Source organism: Streptomyces sp. NPDC012769, assembly GCF_042901205.1.
Taxonomy (GTDB): domain Bacteria; phylum Actinomycetota; class Actinomycetes; order Streptomycetales; family Streptomycetaceae; genus Streptomyces.
The window spans coordinates 808,098-827,998 of record NZ_JBIBCP010000001.1; the positions used below are offsets into that span (position 1 = coordinate 808,098).

Annotated in this window: 16 protein-coding genes; 10 read left to right on the top strand and 6 right to left on the bottom strand. The window is 70.5% G+C overall.

The window, feature by feature from the left end:
- Nucleotides 1-86: 86 nt before the first annotated feature.
- From ACFY7C_RS03765 to ACFY7C_RS03775, 3 genes are all read right to left on the bottom strand, one after another.
- Complete coding sequence (locus tag ACFY7C_RS03765) at nucleotides 87-218, bottom strand: hypothetical protein (protein ID WP_389643191.1); 132 nt, start codon at nucleotides 216-218, stop codon at nucleotides 87-89.
- Between the two features lie 142 nt (nucleotides 219-360).
- Nucleotides 361-786: an aspartate 1-decarboxylase gene (panD, locus tag ACFY7C_RS03770; RefSeq protein ID WP_389643195.1), complete on the bottom strand. Its 426-nt coding sequence runs from the start codon at nucleotides 784-786 to the stop codon at nucleotides 361-363.
- A gap of 348 nt (nucleotides 787-1,134) precedes the next feature.
- Nucleotides 1,135-2,370: a PucR family transcriptional regulator gene (locus ACFY7C_RS03775; RefSeq protein WP_389643198.1), complete on the bottom strand. Its 1,236-nt coding sequence runs from the start codon at nucleotides 2,368-2,370 to the stop codon at nucleotides 1,135-1,137.
- 326 nt (nucleotides 2,371-2,696) lie between these two features.
- On the opposite strand from ACFY7C_RS03775, the gene ACFY7C_RS03780 reads away from it, so the two are divergent.
- The gene (locus ACFY7C_RS03780) at nucleotides 2,697-3,305 is read left to right on the top strand and encodes a helix-turn-helix domain-containing protein (RefSeq protein WP_389643200.1); all 609 of its coding nucleotides are present in this window, start codon (nucleotides 2,697-2,699) and stop codon (nucleotides 3,303-3,305) included.
- Nucleotides 3,306-3,438: 133 nt separating this feature from the next.
- Here the strand turns inward: ACFY7C_RS03780 and ACFY7C_RS03785 are convergent, their stop codons facing one another.
- The 3 genes from ACFY7C_RS03785 to ACFY7C_RS03795 form a co-directional block, all read right to left on the bottom strand.
- Nucleotides 3,439-4,803 (bottom strand): NAD(P)/FAD-dependent oxidoreductase, encoded by a 1,365-nt coding sequence (locus ACFY7C_RS03785; RefSeq protein WP_389643202.1) that lies wholly within the window; start codon nucleotides 4,801-4,803, stop codon nucleotides 3,439-3,441.
- Nucleotides 4,804-4,853: 50 nt separating this feature from the next.
- Nucleotides 4,854-5,912, bottom strand: a complete 1,059-nt coding sequence (locus ACFY7C_RS03790) for a dihydrodipicolinate reductase (protein WP_389643205.1) — start codon at nucleotides 5,910-5,912, stop codon at nucleotides 4,854-4,856.
- Between the two features lie 201 nt (nucleotides 5,913-6,113).
- Complete coding sequence (locus ACFY7C_RS03795; protein WP_389643208.1) at nucleotides 6,114-7,562, bottom strand: APC family permease; 1,449 nt, start codon at nucleotides 7,560-7,562, stop codon at nucleotides 6,114-6,116.
- Between the two features lie 612 nt (nucleotides 7,563-8,174).
- On the opposite strand from ACFY7C_RS03795, the gene ACFY7C_RS03800 reads away from it, so the two are divergent.
- The 9 genes from ACFY7C_RS03800 (at nucleotide 8,175) to ACFY7C_RS03840 (ending at nucleotide 19,900) form a co-directional block, all read left to right on the top strand.
- A complete protein-coding gene (locus ACFY7C_RS03800) occupies nucleotides 8,175-9,710 on the top strand; it encodes a flavin-containing monooxygenase (protein ID WP_389643211.1) in 1,536 nt (511 codons plus the stop codon).
- The gene (locus ACFY7C_RS03805) at nucleotides 9,703-10,638 is read left to right on the top strand and encodes an alpha/beta fold hydrolase (RefSeq protein ID WP_389643214.1); all 936 of its coding nucleotides are present in this window, start codon (nucleotides 9,703-9,705) and stop codon (nucleotides 10,636-10,638) included. Before ACFY7C_RS03800 ends, ACFY7C_RS03805 begins: the two co-directional genes overlap by 8 nt.
- Complete coding sequence (locus ACFY7C_RS03810) at nucleotides 10,622-12,016, top strand: flavin monoamine oxidase family protein (RefSeq protein WP_389643217.1); 1,395 nt, start codon at nucleotides 10,622-10,624, stop codon at nucleotides 12,014-12,016. Before ACFY7C_RS03805 ends, ACFY7C_RS03810 begins: the two co-directional genes overlap by 17 nt.
- On the top strand, nucleotides 12,013-12,717 hold the full coding sequence (locus ACFY7C_RS03815; RefSeq protein WP_389643220.1) for a transporter: 705 nt from the start codon (nucleotides 12,013-12,015) through the stop codon (nucleotides 12,715-12,717). The genes ACFY7C_RS03810 and ACFY7C_RS03815 overlap by 4 nt, the downstream gene beginning before the upstream one ends.
- 26 nt (nucleotides 12,718-12,743) lie before the next feature.
- The gene (locus ACFY7C_RS03820) at nucleotides 12,744-14,102 is read left to right on the top strand and encodes an NAD-dependent succinate-semialdehyde dehydrogenase (protein ID WP_389643223.1); all 1,359 of its coding nucleotides are present in this window, start codon (nucleotides 12,744-12,746) and stop codon (nucleotides 14,100-14,102) included.
- A 29-nt stretch (nucleotides 14,103-14,131) separates the two neighbouring features.
- Complete coding sequence (locus ACFY7C_RS03825) at nucleotides 14,132-15,247, top strand: Zn-dependent alcohol dehydrogenase (RefSeq protein WP_338491736.1); 1,116 nt, start codon at nucleotides 14,132-14,134, stop codon at nucleotides 15,245-15,247.
- Between the two features lie 17 nt (nucleotides 15,248-15,264).
- Nucleotides 15,265-16,521: an aspartate aminotransferase family protein gene (locus ACFY7C_RS03830; RefSeq protein WP_389643226.1), complete on the top strand. Its 1,257-nt coding sequence runs from the start codon at nucleotides 15,265-15,267 to the stop codon at nucleotides 16,519-16,521.
- Between the two features lie 101 nt (nucleotides 16,522-16,622).
- A complete protein-coding gene (locus tag ACFY7C_RS03835) occupies nucleotides 16,623-18,179 on the top strand; it encodes a long-chain fatty acid--CoA ligase (protein WP_389643229.1) in 1,557 nt (518 codons plus the stop codon).
- A 41-nt stretch (nucleotides 18,180-18,220) separates the two neighbouring features.
- Entirely contained in the window at nucleotides 18,221-19,900 is a 1,680-nt protein-coding gene (locus tag ACFY7C_RS03840) for a class I adenylate-forming enzyme family protein (protein WP_389643232.1), read from the top strand.
- Nucleotide 19,901 lies beyond the last annotated feature (1 nt).

The following is a 19,901-nucleotide window of genomic DNA, read 5'->3' on the forward strand; positions in this document are numbered from 1 at the left end:
AGGGCGGGCAACCGTGCGTGACAAGGGTTTCGGGCCGATCCCCGGCGTCTTTCGTCACGTCCCCTGGGGCGGCGCCGGGTGCCGTCTCAGAATCCGGCGGGTCCCGGCTGCGGCTGGGGTTCCGGCTCCGGGACGGGCACGGGGTTCGGCGGCGGTACGGGCGGGGGCACCGGCGGCTCGGGCGGCGGCAGCGGATCGGGAACGGGCGGCTGGGACATGGCGCACTCCGGCACTCGGGAACGGTTCGGCACCAGCTTCTCCCGGTCCGTGTGCCCCCGCGCGCGGGACCCATTCGTTCGGGTGGCGCCCCGGGCCACCCGGGGCGCCACCCGTCCCGGCGCCGTGCGGCGCCGGTGCGGCTCAGACCTGTGCGGGGACCGCGTGCGGCGGGCGGACGGTGTCGCTGCCCGGCACCGGGGCGGAGGTGTCGCCGCCGAGCTCCACGATGCGGTTGTCGGCGTCGACGTGGACGACGCGCGGCACCAGGGCGCGCGCCTCGGCGTCCGTCACCTGCGCGTAGCTGATGAGGATCACCAGATCGCCGGGGTGCACCAGATGGGCCGCCGCCCCGTTGATCCCGATGACGCCGGAGCCGCGTTCGCCCTCGATGACGTACGTCTCCAGCCGGGCCCCGTTGTCGATGTCGACGATGTGCACCAGCTCGCCGGGCAGCAGGTCGGCGGCCTCCATCAGTTCGGCGTCGATCGTGACGGAGCCGACGTAGTGGAGGTCGGCCTGGGTGACGGTGGCTCGGTGGATCTTGGACTTGAACATGGTGCGCAGCACTATGGACTCCTCGAAGACGGCTCCCTGCCTGCTTCGTGCAGGTCAAGGGCGGTCTCGACTGTACACCGGCACACGCCGGACGATGCTTGTGAGGAACATCGCTCCGCCCAGGCAATACGGCCCTCACCTGGTCTTTCGCGCCGTCACCGGCGGCTGTTCGGGCAATTCTCCGGGAGCGCGCTGCGGCTCACGCTGATCGAATGCCGACTTGCCTGATGAACCAGAAACCGAGCGAGCGCCTGACCGCGTCCACCTACCGCAGAGCTGTCAAACGTCCAGGGTCGAAACCCACGCAGGGGTACTGACGCTGCGCGGCAGACGCCGACCGCGACCCCGTGCCTCGTGAGTTCAGCTCGGAGCGATCGTCACGAGGTCAGGCGCGATGTCCAGCACCAGGAGCGCCGCCGCCACGTGGGTCGGGTTGTCCTCCACCTTGACGGTGGAGAGCTCGTTGGCGCGTGAGACGCGCCGTTCGACGGTGTTGCGGTGCGCGTAGAGGTCGGCGGCCGCCCGGGTGGTGCTGAAACCGCACTGTACGTAGGTGAGCAGTGCCTGTCGCAGGGCCGTGTCGGCTTCGGCCAACGGCCCGAGGGTGTTGACGACGAACCGACGCGCGCCGGGCCGGTCCTTCGTGAGCGCGTCGATCAGCTCGACGTCGGCGTAGGCGGTGAACCGCCGGTCGGAACCCAGCCGGATCACCAGTGCCTGCGCCGCGAGGGCGTCCTGGTGGCTGGAGCGGAATCCCCCGAGACCGCGTCCCGGCCTTCCCACCGCCGCGCGGACCGCGTCGGTCGCCGCGAGGTCCTTCTCCACGTGGTGAAGGTCCGGGACGGCTTCCCCCGAGAGCCAGATCCACCGCGACGTGGCGCTGGCGCGCGCCACCAGGGCGCTCCGGCCTCCGGCGGAACAGCGCACGGCGGCGATCGCCTCGTCCAGGGCGTCGGCCTCCTGGGGATCGTCGACCCAGAGGACGAGGCCCACGTGCCACCGCGCCATCCGGTAGCGCAGGCGTCCTTCGGCGAGGTCCTCCGCCATCGGCGCCCCACTGGCGATCAGCTGGATCAGTGCGATCCCCTCGGCATCCGTGTTCCCCATCGCCGCGGCGAGGCCGGCTTGCCGCAGGGCCGCGACGGAGTCGAGGGCGTACTGCACCAGCGACTGCGCCGTCACGTCCAGGACCCCCACGAGAAGACCGGGGTCCGCGCAGTCCGCCACGCATTCCTCCAGCCATCGCCGCCAGCCGATCCCCAGGGCCACGCGCCAGGCACCGGCGAAGTCGGGCGCGATGCCCCGGGAGACGAGGTCGTTGATGTACGCCGTGGTCCTCGGACTGACGTAGGGCTCTACCCTCCGCCCCGGTTGCTGGACGTTTGCGGTCAACCACTGGACCACCTCAGAGCGGTTGAGCGCGCGATCCTCCTCGACCAGCGATGCGTCCGCGAGGAGAGCGGGATCGTTCTGGGCGACGAGAGAGGGCCTTGCGAAGGCGTCGATCAGGGCGTCCGTTTCCGTCAGCAGGCGCTGACACAGGGACCTGATCGCATCGGCGACCTCACGCGAGGGCGGGGGCCACAGCTCTTCCATGTTCTCAGTGTCCCTCTGCTCTCGGGGAGCCGAGGCTCCCGACATGCCGCGTCATAGACGGATGAAGGGCCCGTCGACGGCCTGGGCGACGGCGAAGGCGCTGGCCCTCGGCCACTGTTTAGTACCACTAAACGGCGGCAGATTTACCATGCCCTCGCCGGCGCCACAAGGGGTTCGACACCATCGCCCCCTCCCCCTCCGCAGGGGCGCACCGACCGCCCCTGGCGCGCATGCCTTAGCCTCGTGCCACGGAGAGGACTCGTCCGGGTCGGCCCGTCACCTGACAGGCACACGACCCCGGCCTCGGGACGGGCGGTGAGCACACCATGTCCATCGGTGACGGCGGAACAGCAGACGGAGCGGAACGGGGCGCCGCCGCCCTCGAAGCGTCCACGGGCGCGCGGCTGCGGAAGATCAGGCTCGACCGCGGCTTGTCGTTGACGGAGGTCGCGCACCGGGCAGAGGTCACCAAGGGCTTTCTGAGCCAGTTGGAGCGTGGGCTCACCAGCGTGTCCGTCCCGACGTTGCTGCGCGTCTGCGAAGTGCTGCGGATCGGGGTCGGGGAGCTGTTCGCGTACCCCGACGAGCAGGTCGTGGACGGCGGAAGCCCGATCGACATGGGCGGTGAGGGCGTGGCCGAGTACCTGCTCACGCCCGCCGGCACCACGGCGTTCCAGGTCTTCCGCTCCGTGATCGAGCCGGGCGGGGGCACCGGAGGCCCGTATCGGCTCGACACCGCCACGATCTTCGCGATGGGGCTGAGCGGCTCGACCCGTCTGATCGTCGGGGGCGAGACCCGGATGCTGTCGGCAGGGGCGTCCACTTCGTTCTCCGGGCAGACGCTTCACCAGTTCGACAACCCGGGTACGACGGTGAGCGAGGTCCTCTGGGTCCTGTCGCCTCCCCTGCCGCGCGCCGCGCGAGGGTCCGCCTAGATCCTGTCGTCGCATGCCGGGCCCGCGTCAGGAGTGATGCGAGGGCGACGGCTGTTTCGCAGGACCCGGCGGTCTTGTCGCAGCGGGTGGCGCTCTCACCCCGCGCCGTCACGGAGCAGGCGTCGCCCGACCCTCAGCGACCCCCGCGCCTGGCACGACGGAGCGCCCGCCGGGCCCGCGTCCTGCTGCCGTTGAAGAAGTCGTTGAACCGGTCCAGCCCCCAGATGGCCCGGAGGACGAACGGCTGCATCAGCAGCGACATCGACGGCGAGTACGTCGAGGCGTCCGACCAGATGCCGGCGAGGTCCTCCGGCATCTCGCCGTCGACGATGTAGTCGGCGAGTTGATGGGTCACGTACGGCACCTGGCAGAGACCGTGGCCGTTGCAGGCCATCGCGTAGAAGACGTTGTCACCCACCTGCCCGGCGACCGACAGCCAGTCCGGGCTGATGCCGATCCAACCGCCCCAGGCCCGCTCGATGGCCACGTCGGACAGCGACGGGAACCGGTGGGCCAGATCCTTCCCCATGTCCCGCACGACACCGGGGTCCGGGACCCGGTCCGGGAGCGGGTAGGTCTGGCCTCGCTGCGCTTTGCGGACCCCGCAGACGATGGTGTTGCGCTCGGTGAGCCGGTAGTGGGTCATCAACTGGTGCTGGGTGATGATGCCGGACCGGCTGGTCCAGTCCAGCGCGGCGAGCCGCTCCGGCGCGATGGGTTCCGACTCGATCTCGATGACGTACAGCGGTGTCGCGAGGTTCTTGGGCGTGATGTCCCACTCGCCGCCGTAGACGCTGGTCGCGAGCAGCACCTTGTCGGCCCGCACGGTGCCGTGCGGTGTCGTGATCTCGACGATGCCGCCTGTGCGCCGGACATCGCTCACCCGCGTCCGCTCGAAGACCTTGGCCGAGGAGGCGAGCAGCGCGCGACGCACGCCACGGGCGAGCTTGCCCGGGTTCAGCATCCCGCCGATGGATTCCCGCATCCCGCCCACGAAGCCGGCGGGGAGGCCGAGCTCCTCCCTGCTGCCGACGGTCCCGCCCCCACCGAAGGCGCGCAGGATCGCCGCCTGGGTACGCACCCTGAGCATCATGAGGGGTGAGACCGCACCCCACACCAGGCCGTTCGCCACGTAGTCGCAGTCGATGTCGTGCCTCTTGATGAGGTCTTCCACATAGCGGCCCGCGTGCTCCGCCAGTTTGGCCATGACCGGCATCTTCTTCGGGGACTGGAGGCTGAGCATCCGCAGGTCGCCGCCCGGCGCCCCGGCGATCTGACCGCCGTTGCGCGAGGCCGAGCCGTAGCCGCAGAACTCGGCCTCCAGCAGGACCACGTCCTGGTCGCGCTCCGCGAGGCGCAGGGCGGCCGCCATGCCACCCATCCCGCCGCCGATGACGGCGATGTCGCAGGTGAGATCACCGTCCAGCGCGGGCCGCACGTCGTCCGGCGGGTCGATCCAGCCGGTGAAGCTGGTGTACTTCGTGCTGTCGGTCCTCATGCTGTCCCGATCTCCTTCCAGGTGGGGCGTCCGCCCCACTTCGTGCTCTCTCAGTCCTGAGAAGTCGTGGCCCCGAGTGAGGCCCGGTCCGCTCGCCGCTCTCCCTTGGCCGCGACCGAACGGGCGGGCAGGTCCCCCATCGACAGGAGACCGGGACGCGCCTCGACGACCGCGGTGGAGGCGTTGACCGCTGCCGCGACGGTGCTGAGGAAGGAATCGAAGCCCACGGAGGAACGGAGGTCGACGATCTGCTCCTCTCCGACGATCCGGTAGTCGTCGCCCGCGGCCACCTCGTCGGCCGGCTCGAAGAACCCGAACGTGATCTCCAGATCGATCACCACCTCGCCCTTGAGCACGCCCCGGGCGGCGTGAGTGACCGCCGTGATCTGCCCCGGTTCGATACGCAGGTGGTCCCCGACGCGCGGCGAAGTCGTCACGACAGCGGGTTCGACCTCTCCCACGTCCACCGAGTCGAGATCCCATCCGAGCCCTGCCGCGAGCGCCCCGATGGCCTGCTCGAAGCCGTGGTGCCCGACGACCTCGCCCCGGCTGCGAGCCGTCGCGAACTCGCGCATGGTCAGACCGAGGCCGAACTTCGACAGGATCGCGCCGTAGCGTGACATGTTCGTCCGCCGGCGGATCCGCACGCTCTCCACACGCTGGGTCAGTGAGGTCAGGAGAAGGGGAAGGGTGTCCATCAGGACGCCCGGGTTCGCCCCGCTGCCCAGGACGGTCACGCCGTGCGCCTTCGCCGTGTCGTCGAGCCGCCGGGCGAGATCGGGGTGGCTCCGCCATGGATGGGCCAGTTCTTCGCAGATGCTCAGGACGTTGTACGAACGTTCCAGCAGCGGCAGCAGGACGTCGGCCGCCCTGTGCAGATCCGAGACGGTCGCCACGATCGCGAGGTCGGCGGCGGGCAGCTCGGCCGGGTCGCTCACGACGACGACACCGTTCGCGAGGCCGCCGAGGAGCACTCCGAGGTCCTGACCGACCACGCGGGGGTCCCGGTCCGCCGCTCCCACGATCTCCACGTCCGCGCGTCGCAGCAAGGAAGAGGCGATGGCCCGGCCAGTGGCACCGAGCCCCACCACGACAGTCCGATTCTTCAACGTCACTCCCTTGGGCGCCTGGCCCGCCCACGACACGGTGCTCGGCGAAACCGGACTTCGCCGGTGGCGGTTGCCTGGTTCCCCACTGTCACAGGGCACGGCCGTGGTGAGAACGACACCGGGCACCGGCTTCCTCCGGGGGCGGTGCACGGTGCACAGACCGGCCGCGCCCTTGCGCTCATGAGCTGACCGGCACGTCACTCAGAGGCGCTCGTAGACAGCCGGTCGGCGCGCGCGCAGGACGAGGGCCTGCACCGCGCCGGCCACGGCCGAGAGGGCGACGAGTCCGCCGATCACCCAGGCACCCGTGGTGGTGCCGACGAGGAGCGGGAAGTTGGCGACCATCATGCAGACCACGCAGGCCAGGCCGAGGAAGGCGACGGCCGGGGCCACGACCGTCCGCCACACCGACGGCCGCCCGTCGGCGCGCCGGAAGAAGCCGATGACGGCGAGGCTGGTGGCCGCCATCAGCAGGACGATGCCGAGCGTGGCGGCGCCGGAGAACCAGGCGTAGAGGTCCCCGATCGGGTCGAGGCCGAGCGAGGCGACGACGAGCGTGGTGACGAACGCGACCGCCGAGGCGACGGCCGAGGACGCCGACGGCGCGCGGTGCCGGGGGTGGACGACGCCCAGCGACGCCGGAAGCGCGCCGGCCCGCGACAGCGCGAACTGGTAGCGCGTCACGACGTTGTGGAAGGCCAGTACGCAAGCGAACTGGCTTGTGATCAGCAGGAGTTGCATGGCGTCGGCCCAGACGGACCCCACGTAGCTCCGCGTCAGCGTGAGGACCAGACCTTCGGGGTCGGCCTGCGCGGCTCCGACCACGGCGCCGACGCCGGAACCCACCACGATCGCCCACACGGTGAACGAGTAGAAGGCTCCGATCACCAGGATCGCGACGTATGTCGCCCGCGGGACGGTGACGTCGGGGTCCTTCGCCTCGTTGCGGAACACGGCCGTCGCCTCGAAGCCGATGAACCCGAAGAGGGCGAACATGACGCCGAGGCCCAGGGAGCCGGTGCCCACGATCGAGGGCGCCACCGGCTCGGCCGTCAGGCCGTGGGCGCCGCCGTGGCCCACGATGCCGAGGTCCATGACCAGGAGCAGCAGGAATTCCAGAACCAGCACGGCACCGAGCACCTTGGCGCTCAGTTCGATGTCGCGATAGCCGAGGAAGGCGATGACGCCCAGCGAGACGAGCGCCCAGGCCCACCACGGGGAGCCGACGTCGGCGTACCGCTCGATGACGTTGCTCGTCGCGACCCCGACATAGGCGTTCACCCCGACGAGAAGCAGCGTGTAGGAGAAGAGCGCGAGGGTCGCTGCCGAGAGACCGGGGATCCGGCCCAGCCCCGCCTGGACGTAGGCGTAGAAGGCCCCCGCGTCGCGTACCCGTCCGGCCATCAGCGTGAAGCCGACCGCGAAGATCAGCAGCAGCACGGTGGACAGCGCGAAGTACAGCGGCATCCCCGGGCTGCCGCTCACGGCGAAGGCGAGCGGCACCCCGCCGGCCACAAGGCCGAGCGGTGCCGCCGCGGCGACGACCATGAACACGATCTGCGAAACGCCGAGCCCACGGTGGAGCGGGTTGCCCGATCCCGCTTCACCGCCGGCTGCTTCGGCGTGCCCTGTCTTGGAGAGGTCGGTCATCGCGATCACCTTTCGGCTCACGGGCCGGTACCGGCTCGTCATGGATGGGTGAAGGAGTGCGTGGAGCGGTACGCCTGCGCGAACGAACGGGTGCGGCTCCCTCGCGGTGGCTGAGCCGGAGCGGCAGGAGGCGGCTCCGGCCGCCCGAGGAGACGTGGCCCCGTGCGGGTTCCGGGTCGTCGGCCGCTTCCGCCCGGCCACGATCGCGGGAGTGACGGCGGCGGTCCCTCCGCGGCTCGATACGCGTGTGGGCCCCGCTACGCGGCGAGGCCGTGACGACAGCGGGTTCGACCTCTGCACACGACCTCGGCCCCGCTGTTTAGTACCACTAAACAGCGGGTGCAAACCTCCACCACCCCGGTCTTGCTCCCGCAACGGTGCGCCAGCAAGACGCCGCTGGACGGTCATGTCCGACCGCCCTCCCGGAAGGGCCGGGCCCCGGGCTCGACCGGGGCCTCCGCCCGAACGTCGGACACCGTATGGGCGCAGCGGCCCGGTCCGCCTGTGCATCGTGCACCGAGCCCTGGCGAAGGAGGTGCCCGCTGTCGTTCTCGCAGGCGGTCCTGGCTGGCGACAGTGAGGCAACCGCCACAGGAACAGCGAGGAAACGCCATGACAGCTGAGGTGTTGGACGCCGTCGAGGAATTCGACGTGGTGATCATCGGAGCCGGGATCTCCGGGATCGGCGCGGCCACCTATTTCAGCCGGGAGCTGCCCGACAAGTCGCTCGCCGTACTGGAAGCGCGCGACGACATCGGAGGCACGTGGGACCTGTTCCGCTATCCCGGCATCCGCTCGGACTCCGACCTCCACACGTTCGGATACGCGTTCAAGCCCTGGCGCCACGAAGCCGCGATCGCCGACGCTCCCCTCATCAAGGAGTACCTCCACGAGACCGTCGAGGAGAACGGCCTGGAGCGCGTCCTCAGGCTCGGCCACCGGGTCGTCCGCGCGGAGTGGTCCACGGCGGACTCACGGTGGACCCTCACCGTCCAGACGTCGGACTCCGCCACCGGAGCGACCCGGACCAGGACGATCCACGCGGGATGGGTCTTCGCCGCCACCGGCTACTACCGGTACGACGAGGGGTTCTCCCCGGAGTTCCAGGGACGGGACGAGTTCGAGGGCCGGATCGTCCATCCGCAGCACTGGCCCGAGGGACTCGACTACAGCGACAAGAAGGTCGTCGTCATCGGCAGCGGCGCGACCGCGATCACTCTGGTGCCGGCCATGACCACCGGAGCGGGCGCCGCCCGGCACGTGACGATGCTGCAGCGCACCCCCACCTACGTCATGGCGCTCCCCCGCGTCGACAGGGTCGCCCTGGCGCTCACGAAGCTGCTCGGGGAAGAGCGCGGGTACGCCGTGACGCGGTTCAAGAACATCTGGACCGAACACGCCGTCGTGAAGGGCCTGCGGACCTTCCCCAAGGCAGGACGGGCCTTCATCCGGCGCGAGAACGTCAAGCGCCTTCCCAAGGGATTCGACGTCGACAAGCACTTCAACCCGCCGTACGACCCATGGGACCAGCGGGTGTGCGTGGCGCCGAACGGCGACTTCTTCGACGCGATCAAGGAAGGAAGGGCCTCCGTCGTCACCGACGCGGTGGCGAGGTTCAGTAAGCGCGGCATCGTCCTGGCGTCGGGCGAGGAGCTGGAAGCCGACATCATCGTCACCGCGACGGGGCTGAACCTGCGGCTCTTCGACGGCATGCCCATCGTGGTCGACGGGCGCCAGGTCGACATCGCGGACGCGCTCTGTTACCGCGGCATGCTGCTGAGCGGGATGCCCAACTGGGCGATGGCGATCGGCTACACCACCTCGTCCTGGACGCTCAAAGTGAGCCTGATGTGTCGTTACTTCATCGACCTGGTCAGGCACATGGACGCCCGCGGGTACGACACGGTGGTTCCGGTCGCACCGCCGGGAACGAACCGCAGGCCCGTCATGGACCTTCAGGCCGGGTACGCCAGGCGCGGCGAGAGGTTCCTGCCCAAGCAGGGACCCGAGAAGCCCTGGCGGATGGCGATGTCCTACCCCGAGGACGCCAGGGCGCTGCGCGGCCCGGTGGCCGACGAGAACCTCCGGTTCGGCGCCCGCCGGGCGGCCGCGCCGGCGCCCGGCGGGAGGCGAGGCACCCGTGTCTGAGACGAGCGCCGCCGGGAGCGCCGACCAGTACGCGACCCTGCCGTCCGGGATGACGATCTGCTTCCGGGACCACGGCGACAAGGACGACCCCGTGATGCTGCTCATCGCGGGACTGGGCGAAGACCTCACCTTCTGGTCCGACTCGTTCGTCGGCTCCCTCGTCGCCCACGGTTTCCGGGTCGTCGCGATCGACAACCGTGACGTCGGCCAGTCGACGTTCGTCGCCTCTCCCCCTCCCGGGCTCTGGCGTCAGATCGCCGCGCGCCCGCGCGGCGACGCGTACACGCTGGCCGACATGGCCCAGGACGCCGTCGGCGTACTCGACCATCTCGGGATCGCGCGGGTGCACCTGGTCGGGCGGTCGATGGGCGGAATGATCGCGCAGACGATCGCGGCCACGGCGCCGGAGCGGGTCCTGTCGCTGGCCTCCCTCTATTCCACGACCGGGGCGCGCAAGGTCGGTCAGCCGGCCCTGTCGACGATCCGGCTCCTCGCCGCCCCGCCGGCGAGGAACAGAACCGCGGCGGTCCGTGCCCACCTGAGGCTCACCCGGCACGTCGCCGGAGTGGGCCATCCCATCGACGACGCGGCCGAGGCGGCCATCGCGGCGCGCGGCTGGGACCGCAGCGGCGGCGACCCGGCGGCCGGCACGGCGCGCCAGATCCAGGCCATCCAGCGCTCCGGGGACCGGACGGCCCAGCTGAGCCGGATCACCGCCCCGACGCTGGTCATCCACGGCGACCGGGACCAGCTGGTGCACCCGAGCGGCGGCGCCGCGACGGTCAAGGCGATCCGCTCGGCACAGCACGTGGTCATTCCCGGCATGGGCCATCACCTCCCCGAGTCCCTCGTCGGCCCCATCACGACCTACATCGCGCAGCACGCGAACCGCGTGGGTGAAGGAGGCAGCCATGTCCGGATCTCGTGAGCCGCGCTCCGGGAGCACCACGGTCGACGTCGTGGTCGTCGGTGCCGGTTTCGCCGGTCTGAGCGCGGCGGAGCGACTGGTGAGCACGGGGCGGTCCGTCCTGGTCGTGGAAGGCCGCGACCGGGTCGGAGGCCGCTCGCTCTCCGGCGAGGTGGCCGGCGTGAAGGTCGACCTCGGAGCGACCTGGGTGGCCCGGCGCCACACCGCCGTCCGGGACCTCGCGAGCCGGGTGGGGTGTACCACCACCGACCAGTTCGCCCAGGGCCGCAACGTGCTGTGGATGGCGGGCCGGCGCCGCACCTACAGCGGCACCATTCCCAAGGTCTCCCCCGCGGCCCTGGTGGACATGGCGCGCATGCAGGCGGCGGTGAACAAGCTGGTCGCGACCATCGACGTGGACGCGGCGTGGGAGACGCCCGGGGCCGGCCGGCTCGACGCCCTCTCGTTCGGCGAGTGGCTCGACCGGAAGAACGCGCTGCCCGGCACCCGTGCGCTGATGACCGTCATCAGCAAGGTGCAGTGGGGCTGCACCCCGGGAGACGTCTCCCTGCTGCACGCACTGCGCTACATCCGTTCGGCGGGCGGGCTCGACCACATGCTGGACGTCGAGGGCGGCCAGCAGCAGGACCGGATCGTCGAGACCACCCAGGAGATCGCCAAGCGGGTGGCGGAGCGGCTCGGCGACCGCGTGCGCCTGGAGACACCGGTGCGCCGCATCGCGCAGGACGACGACGGCGTCACCGTCCACACCGGCTCCGGCGAGATCCGCGCCCGGTACGCGATCGTCACGGCCTCGCCGGCGCACCGCGCCGCCATCGCCTTCGAGCCCGCTCTGTCCGAGCAGGGCGAAGGGCTCACGCGGACCTGGCGCATGGGCGTGCTGAGCAAGGCGTTCGTGGCGTACGAGAGGCCGTTCTGGCGAACCGAAGGATGTTCCGGCGAGGCGGTGACCGACACCGGAACCGTGTTCATCACCTTCGACGTGTCCCCCGCTCCCGGCGGACCGGGCGTCCTGATGGCCTTCTGCGATCCGCGCGTCTTCGACGGCTTCAGCCCCGGGACCCGACGCGACCGGGTGGTCCGGCAGCTCGCCGATCTCTACGGCCCGCAGGCGCTCGCCCCGATCGACTACGTGGACCACTGCTGGGGAGCGGAGCCCTTCGCCCCGGGCGGCCCCAACCCCGCCGTCGCTCCTTACGCGACCACGAGCTTCGGCAAGGCGCTGGCCGAGCCCCACGGGCGCGTCCACTGGGCGGGCTCCGAAACCGCCGGCGAATGGGCCGGAACCATGAACGGCGCGGTTCTGACGGGCCAGCGCACCGCGGAGAGCGTGCTCACCCTGCTGTCCCGCGATGTCCGAGAGGGGGCCTCCCGATGAGAGAGATGCTGTTCCTGCTGGCCGACCTGTGGATGATCTTCGCCGGTTACTTCTACGGCTGGAAATTCATCCGCCGCTACGGCAACTACCTCCTGGGTCTCGAGTGGATGGTCGTCGCGACGTCGGGCACCAACTTCCTGCTCTGGTCGCTGCTCGGGGCCAAGAGCGACAGCGTCCTGTACGACCTTGCGTACTTCTTCGACGCGTTCTCCCGGTCGGTCGGCATCACCCTCATCCTGGTCCTGGGCCTGATGAAGGTCACCCATCGCTACAAGCCGAGCCGCGGCGTCGACGTCGCCGTGTTCGGGGTCGCGATCGTGGCCGCCCTGTTCCTCCGCCCCTTCCACGGCGCGGATCTCCACACCGACCGTGGGGCGTTCTGGGTCTCCGTGTTCTACGTCGTCGTCAACCTCCTCACGGCCGTGTTCCTCTGCTACTTCGTCAAACGGCTCTGGAGCGCGGGCGCGAGGTGGCCGGCGGTCTGGACCGGACTGGTCACGGCCGCCGGGACCACCATCGCGATCACGTACGACTTCTTCCCCCTGCCGTTCGACGACGCGAACCGCACGATCTTCTACACCGCCGCGCTGGCGACCTGGGGCACCCAGGGATTCGTCTACTTCCGCGCCTACCGCGCGCTGCACGACCGCAACGCGGCTCTGGACCCGTACCCGGCCCGGACGGCCGGGTCCCCCGCATGAACCCGAATCACGACGAAGGAGTCAGCATGGCGAAGCGGCACGTGTACGCGGTGGTGGACCCGGCCACCGGCAAGCTGGTCAAGGAGTACCCCACCGCGACGGACGAGACCGTCGACGCGGCGCTCGACGCGGCGGCGGAGGCCTACGCGCACTGGTCGAGGCAGACCTCCGTGGAACAGCGCGCCCAGCTGTTGCACACCGTCGCCACCCTGCACGACGAGCGCAGCCGGCAGCTCGCCGAGATCATCCACCGGGAGATGGGCAAGCCGGTGGACGAGGCCGTCGGGGAGGTCGAGTTCAGTGCCTCGATCTACCGGTACTACGCCGAGAACGCGGAGAAGTTCCTCACCGACGAACCGATCGACCTCCTGGAGGGAGAGGGCACCGCCTTCGTCCGCCGTCAGCCGGTCGGCGTGCTCCTTGGAATCATGCCCTGGAACTACCCGTACTACCAGGTGGCCCGGTTCGCCGCGCCCAACCTCGCGCTGGGCAACACCATCGTGCTCAAGCACGCGTCGCAGTGTCCGGAGTCGTCCGCGGCTCTCCAGCAGCTGTTCACGGACGCGGGTTTCCCCCGGGGCGCTTACGTCAACGTCCACGCCACCGGGGAGCAGATCGGTCGCGCCATCGCGGACCCCCGCGTGCAGGGCGTCTCCTTCACCGGTTCGGAGCGGGCCGGCGCGGAGGTCGCCGAGAAGGCCGGGCGCAGCCTCAAGAAGGTGGTGCTCGAACTGGGCGGCTCGGACCCGTTCATCGTGCTGTCGACCGACGACCTCGACGCCACGGTCCAGGCGGCGGTCGAGGCGCGGTTCGAGAACGCCGGGCAGGCGTGCAACGCCGGGAAGCGCTTCATCGTCGCCGATGACGTCTACGACGCCTTCCTCGCCACGTTCACCGAGAAGGTGCTCGCGCTGACCGACGGTCTGGCGCCGCTGTCCTCGGTCGCCGCTGCCGAGTACGTCGAGGAGCAGGTCGGGCGAGCCGTCGACGAGGGGGCGACCTTCGTCTCCGCGCGGCAGCGCGAGGGGGCGTTCTTCCCGCCCGGCGTGCTGACGGGCCTCTCCCCGGCGTCGCCGTCGGCCGCCGAGGAGCTCTTCGGTCCCGTCGCGACCGTCTACCGGGTCGGTTCCGAGGACGAGGCCGTCGAGCTGGCGAACGACACCCCGTACGGGCTGGGCTCCTACGTGTTCACGACGGACGCCGAGCAGGCGCTGCGGGTCGCCGACAGGATCGAGGCCGGCATGGTCTTCATCAACGGTGTCGGCCTCGATGGCGCGGAACTGCCCTTCGGCGGCGTCAAGTTGTCCGGTTTCGGCCGCGAGCTGGGACGGGCGGGCATCGACGAGTTCGCCAACAAGAAGCTCATCCGCACCGCTCGGACGTGACCGCCCCCCACCACGGAAGGAAGACTTTCATGACGATCGAGTTCGACGCCGCCGTCTTCAGGACGCCGAACGAACCGCTGACCATCGAGCGAGTGACGATCCCCTCGACGCCTCCGCCCGGCGAGGTGCTCGTGCGGCTCCGGGCGAGCGGGGTGTGCCACAGCGACCTCCACGTCCTCCTGGGCGAATGGGAGGTTCCTACGCCGATGATCCTCGGCCATGAGGGAGCCGGGATCGTCGAGAGCGTCGGCGAGGGCGTCACGACGCTCAAGAAGGGCGACCACGTCGTGCTGTCCTGGACGCCCTCGTGTCGCCGCTGCCGCTACTGCATCAGCGGCAGGCCCGTCCTCTGCGACATGGTCAGCCAGCACTCGGCGAACCACCTGTCGTTCGACGGCCGGTCCCGGATCACGTCCGCCGGCGGGGACGACGTCCTCAGCTTCGCGGGCCTCGGAACGTTCGGCGAGTACGCCCTCGTGCCCGAGTCGGGCGCGATCGCCGTCCGGGACGACGCCCCGTTCCCGCAGGCGGCTCTGGTCGGATGCGCCGTCACGACCGGTGTCGGCGCGGCCGTCAACACCGCCAACGTGCGGCCGAGCGACACCGTACTGGTCCTCGGCTGCGGCGGCGTCGGCCTGAACGCGATCCAGGGTGCCCGACTCGCCGGCGCGCGGAAGATCATCGCCGCCGACATCTCCGACGAGAAGCTGGAGCAGGCACGCGTCTTCGGCGCGACCGACCTGATCAACAACGGCCGCGAGGACTTCGCGGACCGGGTGCGGCAACTCACCGACGGGCGCGGTGTGGAGATCGCCATCGAGGCCATCGGGCTGCCCCGCACCATCGAGGCGGCCTACGAGGTCCTGGCCCGGGGCGGCACGGCGGTGGTCGCCGGGCAGGTGGCGGACGGCCTGAAGGTCTCCATCGACCCCTTCGTCATGTCCGATCAGGAGCTCTCGCTCATCGGTTCGAACTACGGCTCCAGCAAGCCCGCTTCCGACTTCCCGCTGCTGATCGACCACTACATGAACGACCGCATCGATCTCGACTCCCTGGTGACGAGCGTGATCGGTCTGCAGGACGTCAACGAGGCGTTCGACCAGATGAAGCGCGGCATCGGCATCCGCTCGGTGATCACGTACTGAAAGGCAGGGGCGATCTCATGGCCCTGGAATCATCCCGTTCGGCCTTCGAGCGAGCCCGCCGCAGCGTCGGCGGGGGCGTGGGGTCGGGCCTGCGCGCCGCGATGCCACCCCATCCGCTCTTCGTGCGCGAGGCGCGGGGCGCACACGTCTGGGACCTGGACGGCGACCGGTACGTCGACTACGTGATGGCCTGGGGGCCGCTCGTCCTCGGTCACGGTGACCCGCGCGTGCTGTCGGCGGTGTCCGAGGTCGCGACGAAGATGCAGGTCGTCGGCACCGGCCACCCGCTGGAGTACCTCGCGGCGGAAGCGGTCCTCGAGGCCGTGCCGCACGGCGAGCGGCTGCTGTGGAGCAACACGGGCACGGAGGCGGTGCAGGTGGCGCTGCGCCTCGCGCGCGCCGCCACCGGGCGGCGCCGTGTCGTCAAGTTCGCGAAGAGCTACCACGGCTGGCACGACACCGTGTACGCCGGGATGTCCGAGGACGACTGCGACCGCCCCGCCACCCCCGGTGGGGCGGGACAGTCGGCCAGCGTCCTCGACGACCTGGTCGTGGCGCGCTTCAACGACGTGCGGCTGGCCGAGCGCTTGTTGAGCGAGGCCGTCGAGCGCGACATCGCGGCCGTGCTCGTCGACCCGGTGATGAGCAACGCGGGCGTCGAAGCACCCTCACCGCTGTTCCTGTCGACGCTGCGGACCCTCTGCGACCGGCACGGCGTCGTCCTCGTCTTCGACGAGGTGATCGCCGGGTTCCGGATCGCCCGGGGCGGGGCGGCCGAGAAGTACGGCGTCCTTCCCGACCTGTCCGTCTTCGGGAAGGCGATGGCCGGCGGCTTCACCCAGAGCGCCGTCGTAGGCCGGTCCGATCTGATAGATCAGGTGACGTCCGGGGTCGTTCACGCCGGAACCTTCAACGCCAACCCGATCGCACTGGCGGCCGTCGCGGCGACGATGCGCGTCCTGGCCGATCCGTCGGTCTACGAGCAACTCGAAGAGATCTCGTCCGAGTTCGAAGCCCTCGTCGGCGCCGCTCTCGGTTCATCGCCCGACTTCGGAGGCTTCAACCGGGTCGGCTCGCTCCTCCAGTACGTCCCCGCCGGTGGCGCCACGGAGCTTCATGGAACAAGGGGGCTCTGGGCGGTGATCCTCGAGGGGATGCTGCGGCAGGGCTTCCTGTTCATGCCGTCCGGCAAGGTCTTCCTCAGCACGGCGCACACCACCGCCGACGTCGAGGCGACGGCCGAGGCCCTCGACCGGCTCCTGCGGCAGTTGTGACGTCCGCGTCAAGCCGCGTGTAACCCCACCCGCCCCGAGCCAGGCCGCGTGTTCCGATCCTCCGCGGCCTGGCCCGGTCCACCTTTTTCGGAAATGGCACCATGCTGAACCTCTCGGTCCTGCTCGAGGACTCCGCCCGCACGCACCCGAACCGGGACGCGGTCGTCCTCGGCACGACGCGTCTCACCTACGCCCAGATCGACGCCGCCGCCAATCAGGTCGCCAACCTCCTGGTCGACCGCGGCATCTGGCCCGGCGACAAGGTCGCGCTCAGTTGTCCGAACGTGCCCTGGTTCCCGATCGTCTACTACGGGATCCTCAAGGCCGGCGCCGTCGTCGTCCCCCTCAACGTCCTGCTCAAGGGCCGGGAGGTCGCCTACCACCTCGCCGACTCGGAGGCGAAGGCGTACTTCTGCTTCGAGGGCGGCGAGGGCCTGCCGATGGGAGCGGAGGGGTACGCCGGGTTCAGCGAGACCCCTGCCTGCGAGCACTTCTTCCTCATCACCGCCGACCCCTCGGCGGACAGCCCGATCGAGGGCGTCGAGACCATGGGCGCCGCGCTGCGGGGCACCGCGGCGACGTTCGACAGCATCGGGACGTCGGGGGACGACCCGGCCGTGCTGCTCTACACCAGCGGTACGACAGGGCAGGCGAAGGGCGCCGAACTCAGCCACGCCAACCTGGTGCTCAACGCCCTGGCGGTCAACCAGCTGTTGGAGAACCGGCCGGCCCTGGACACCCATCTGGTCGTGCTGCCGCTGTTCCACTCCTTCGGCGCGACCGTCCAGATGAACGCCGGCTTCTCGACGGCGAGCACGCTGGTGCTGCTGCCGCGGTTCGACGCCCGGCAGGCGGTGTCCCTGATGCAGCGGGAGGACATCACCGTCTTCGCAGGCGTCCCCACCATGTGGTGGGGCCTGTTGCAGGCGCTCACCGACGACGTCGACGTCGAGAGGATCGCGAGGAACCTGCGCGTCGGCGTCTCCGGCGGCGCCGCGCTCCCCGCGGAACTCATCAAGCAGGTCAGGGAGCGACTGGGCGTCCAGGTCCTGGAGGGCTACGGCCTCTCCGAGACCTCGCCGGTGGTGACCTTCAGCGATCCGGCGCGGGAGCCCCGCCCCGGGTCGATCGGCGTGCCGATCTGGGGCGTCGAGGTCAAGCTCGTCAACGCGGACTGGTCGGAGGTCGAGGACGACGGCACGGGCAGCGCCATCGGCGAGATCGCGGTCAAGGGCCACAACGTGATGAAGGGCTACCACGGCCGCCCGGAGGCCACCGCCGAAGCCGTCAGGGACGGCTGGTTCCGCACCGGCGACCTGGCCCGCAGGGACAAGGACGGCTTCTACTACATCGTCGACCGGGCGAAGGACCTGATCATCCGCGGTGGCTTCAACGTGTACCCGCGCGAGATCGAGGAGGTCCTGATGACGCACCCGGCGATCAGCCTGGCCGCGGTCGTCGGCGTGCCGCACGAGAGTCACGGCGAGGAGATCAAGGCGTTCGTCATCCTCGAGCGCGGCGCCGAGGCCCACCCCGACGAGCTGGTCGCCTGGGGCAGGGAGCAGATGGCCGCCTACAAGTACCCGCGCATCGTGGAGGTCGTGCGGACCCTGCCGATGACGTCCACCGGAAAGATCCTCAAGCGCGAGCTCACGTGACCGGCGCGCCGAGGCACGGACATGGGTGGGAAGGACGGCAGATGACAGTGGATGAGGGCCGCCGGCGGGACTCGTTTCCCGACGGGTCCGGTACGGGGGCGGACGCATGCCCCGGCTCGCTCGTGGCCGCCTGGAAGGCACGGGTGGCGAAGAACCCGGAGGGCACCGCGCTCCGCTTCTTCGACGGTGCCCTGTCGGCGCGGGAGGTGGACGCGGCGTCGGACGCCCTGGCCGCCGCGTTCGAGGCCCGCGGAACCGGCCGGGGCGACCGCGTCGGGGTGTACCTGCAGAACGTCCCGCAGTACGCGCTGGTGCTGCTGGCCCTGTGGAAGCTGGGGGCCACGGCGCTGGGACTCAACCCGATGTACCGGGGCAGGGAACTCCGCCGGATCGTCGAGGACTCCGGGGCGGTCGGCGTCGTCTGCGCGGACGAGGACGTCCACGAGACGCTCGGCACGCTCGCGGGAAGTTCGGTGCGGTGGCTGATCAGCACGTCGGCGCTGGACTACCAGTCGAGGAACGACCCACGAGTCTTCACGACGACTGGGCGCCACGCCCCGGCTTCGGACGGCGATCTGGTGGCCCTGATCGGCGAGTACCGCGGGCGCCGTCCCGCTCCGGTGGAGCTCACCCACGACGACGTCGCGTTCCTGACGTACACCTCGGGGACGACGGGCCCGCCGAAGGGCGCCATGAACACCCACGGCAACGTGCTGAGCGTGGTGGCGACCTGCGCATCGTGGATGGGCGTGGGCGACGGGGACGTCGTCTTCGCCATGGCCCCGCTGTTCCACATCACCGGCGCCGTGGTCAACGCGACGATCTCCCTGCTCACCGACACCACGCTCGTCCTGGCGGGCCGGTTCCACCCCGAGGTCGCCCTGGAGACCTTCGCCGAGTACGGCGTGACCTACACGATCGGCTCCATCACCGCGTACAACGCGATCTTCCAGCTGCCGCAGGCCGGACCGGAGCACTTCGCGTCGGTGAAGGCCCTGTACTCGGGCGGCGCGCCGATCCCGCCGGCGACCGTCGAGCGGTTCCGGGAGCGGTTCGGCGTCTACCTCCACAACGGCTACGGGATGACCGAGACGACGTCCGCCGTCATCGCCGTGCCGCCGGGTGAGCGGGCGCCGGTGCACCTGCCGAGCGGGACCCTGTCCGTCGGCAAGCCGCTGCCCCATCTCACCGCGCGCGTCGTCGACCTGCACGGCCGTCCGGTGCCCTGTGGTGAGCAGGGTGAGCTGGAGCTGAGCGGGCCGCAGGTGGTGCCCGGGTACTGGGGCAAGCCCGAGGCCACTCGTCGGACGATGCCGGAGGGCCGGCTGCGTACCGGCGACGTCGCGGTGATCGACGAGGAGGGCTGGGTCTACCTGGTGGACCGGCTCAAGGACCAGATCAACGTGTCCGGGTACAAGGTCTGGCCGCGCGAGGTCGAAGACGCCCTGTACGAGCACCCCTCGGTCCTTGAGGCGGCCGTCGTCGGACAGCCGGACGCCTACCGCGGCGAGACCGTCGTCGCCTACGTCTCGCTCAAGGCGGGTCTGAACGCCACGGCCGAAGAGCTGATCGCCTTCTCCCGCGACCGGCTGGCCGCCTACAAGTGCCCCCGCACGATCCATTTCCTCGCCGACCTGCCCAAGACCCAGAGCGGCAAGATCCGGCGGGCCGAGCTCCGCGGCCTCGACGGCCCGGGGCCGGATTCCCCCTCGAAGGACTGAT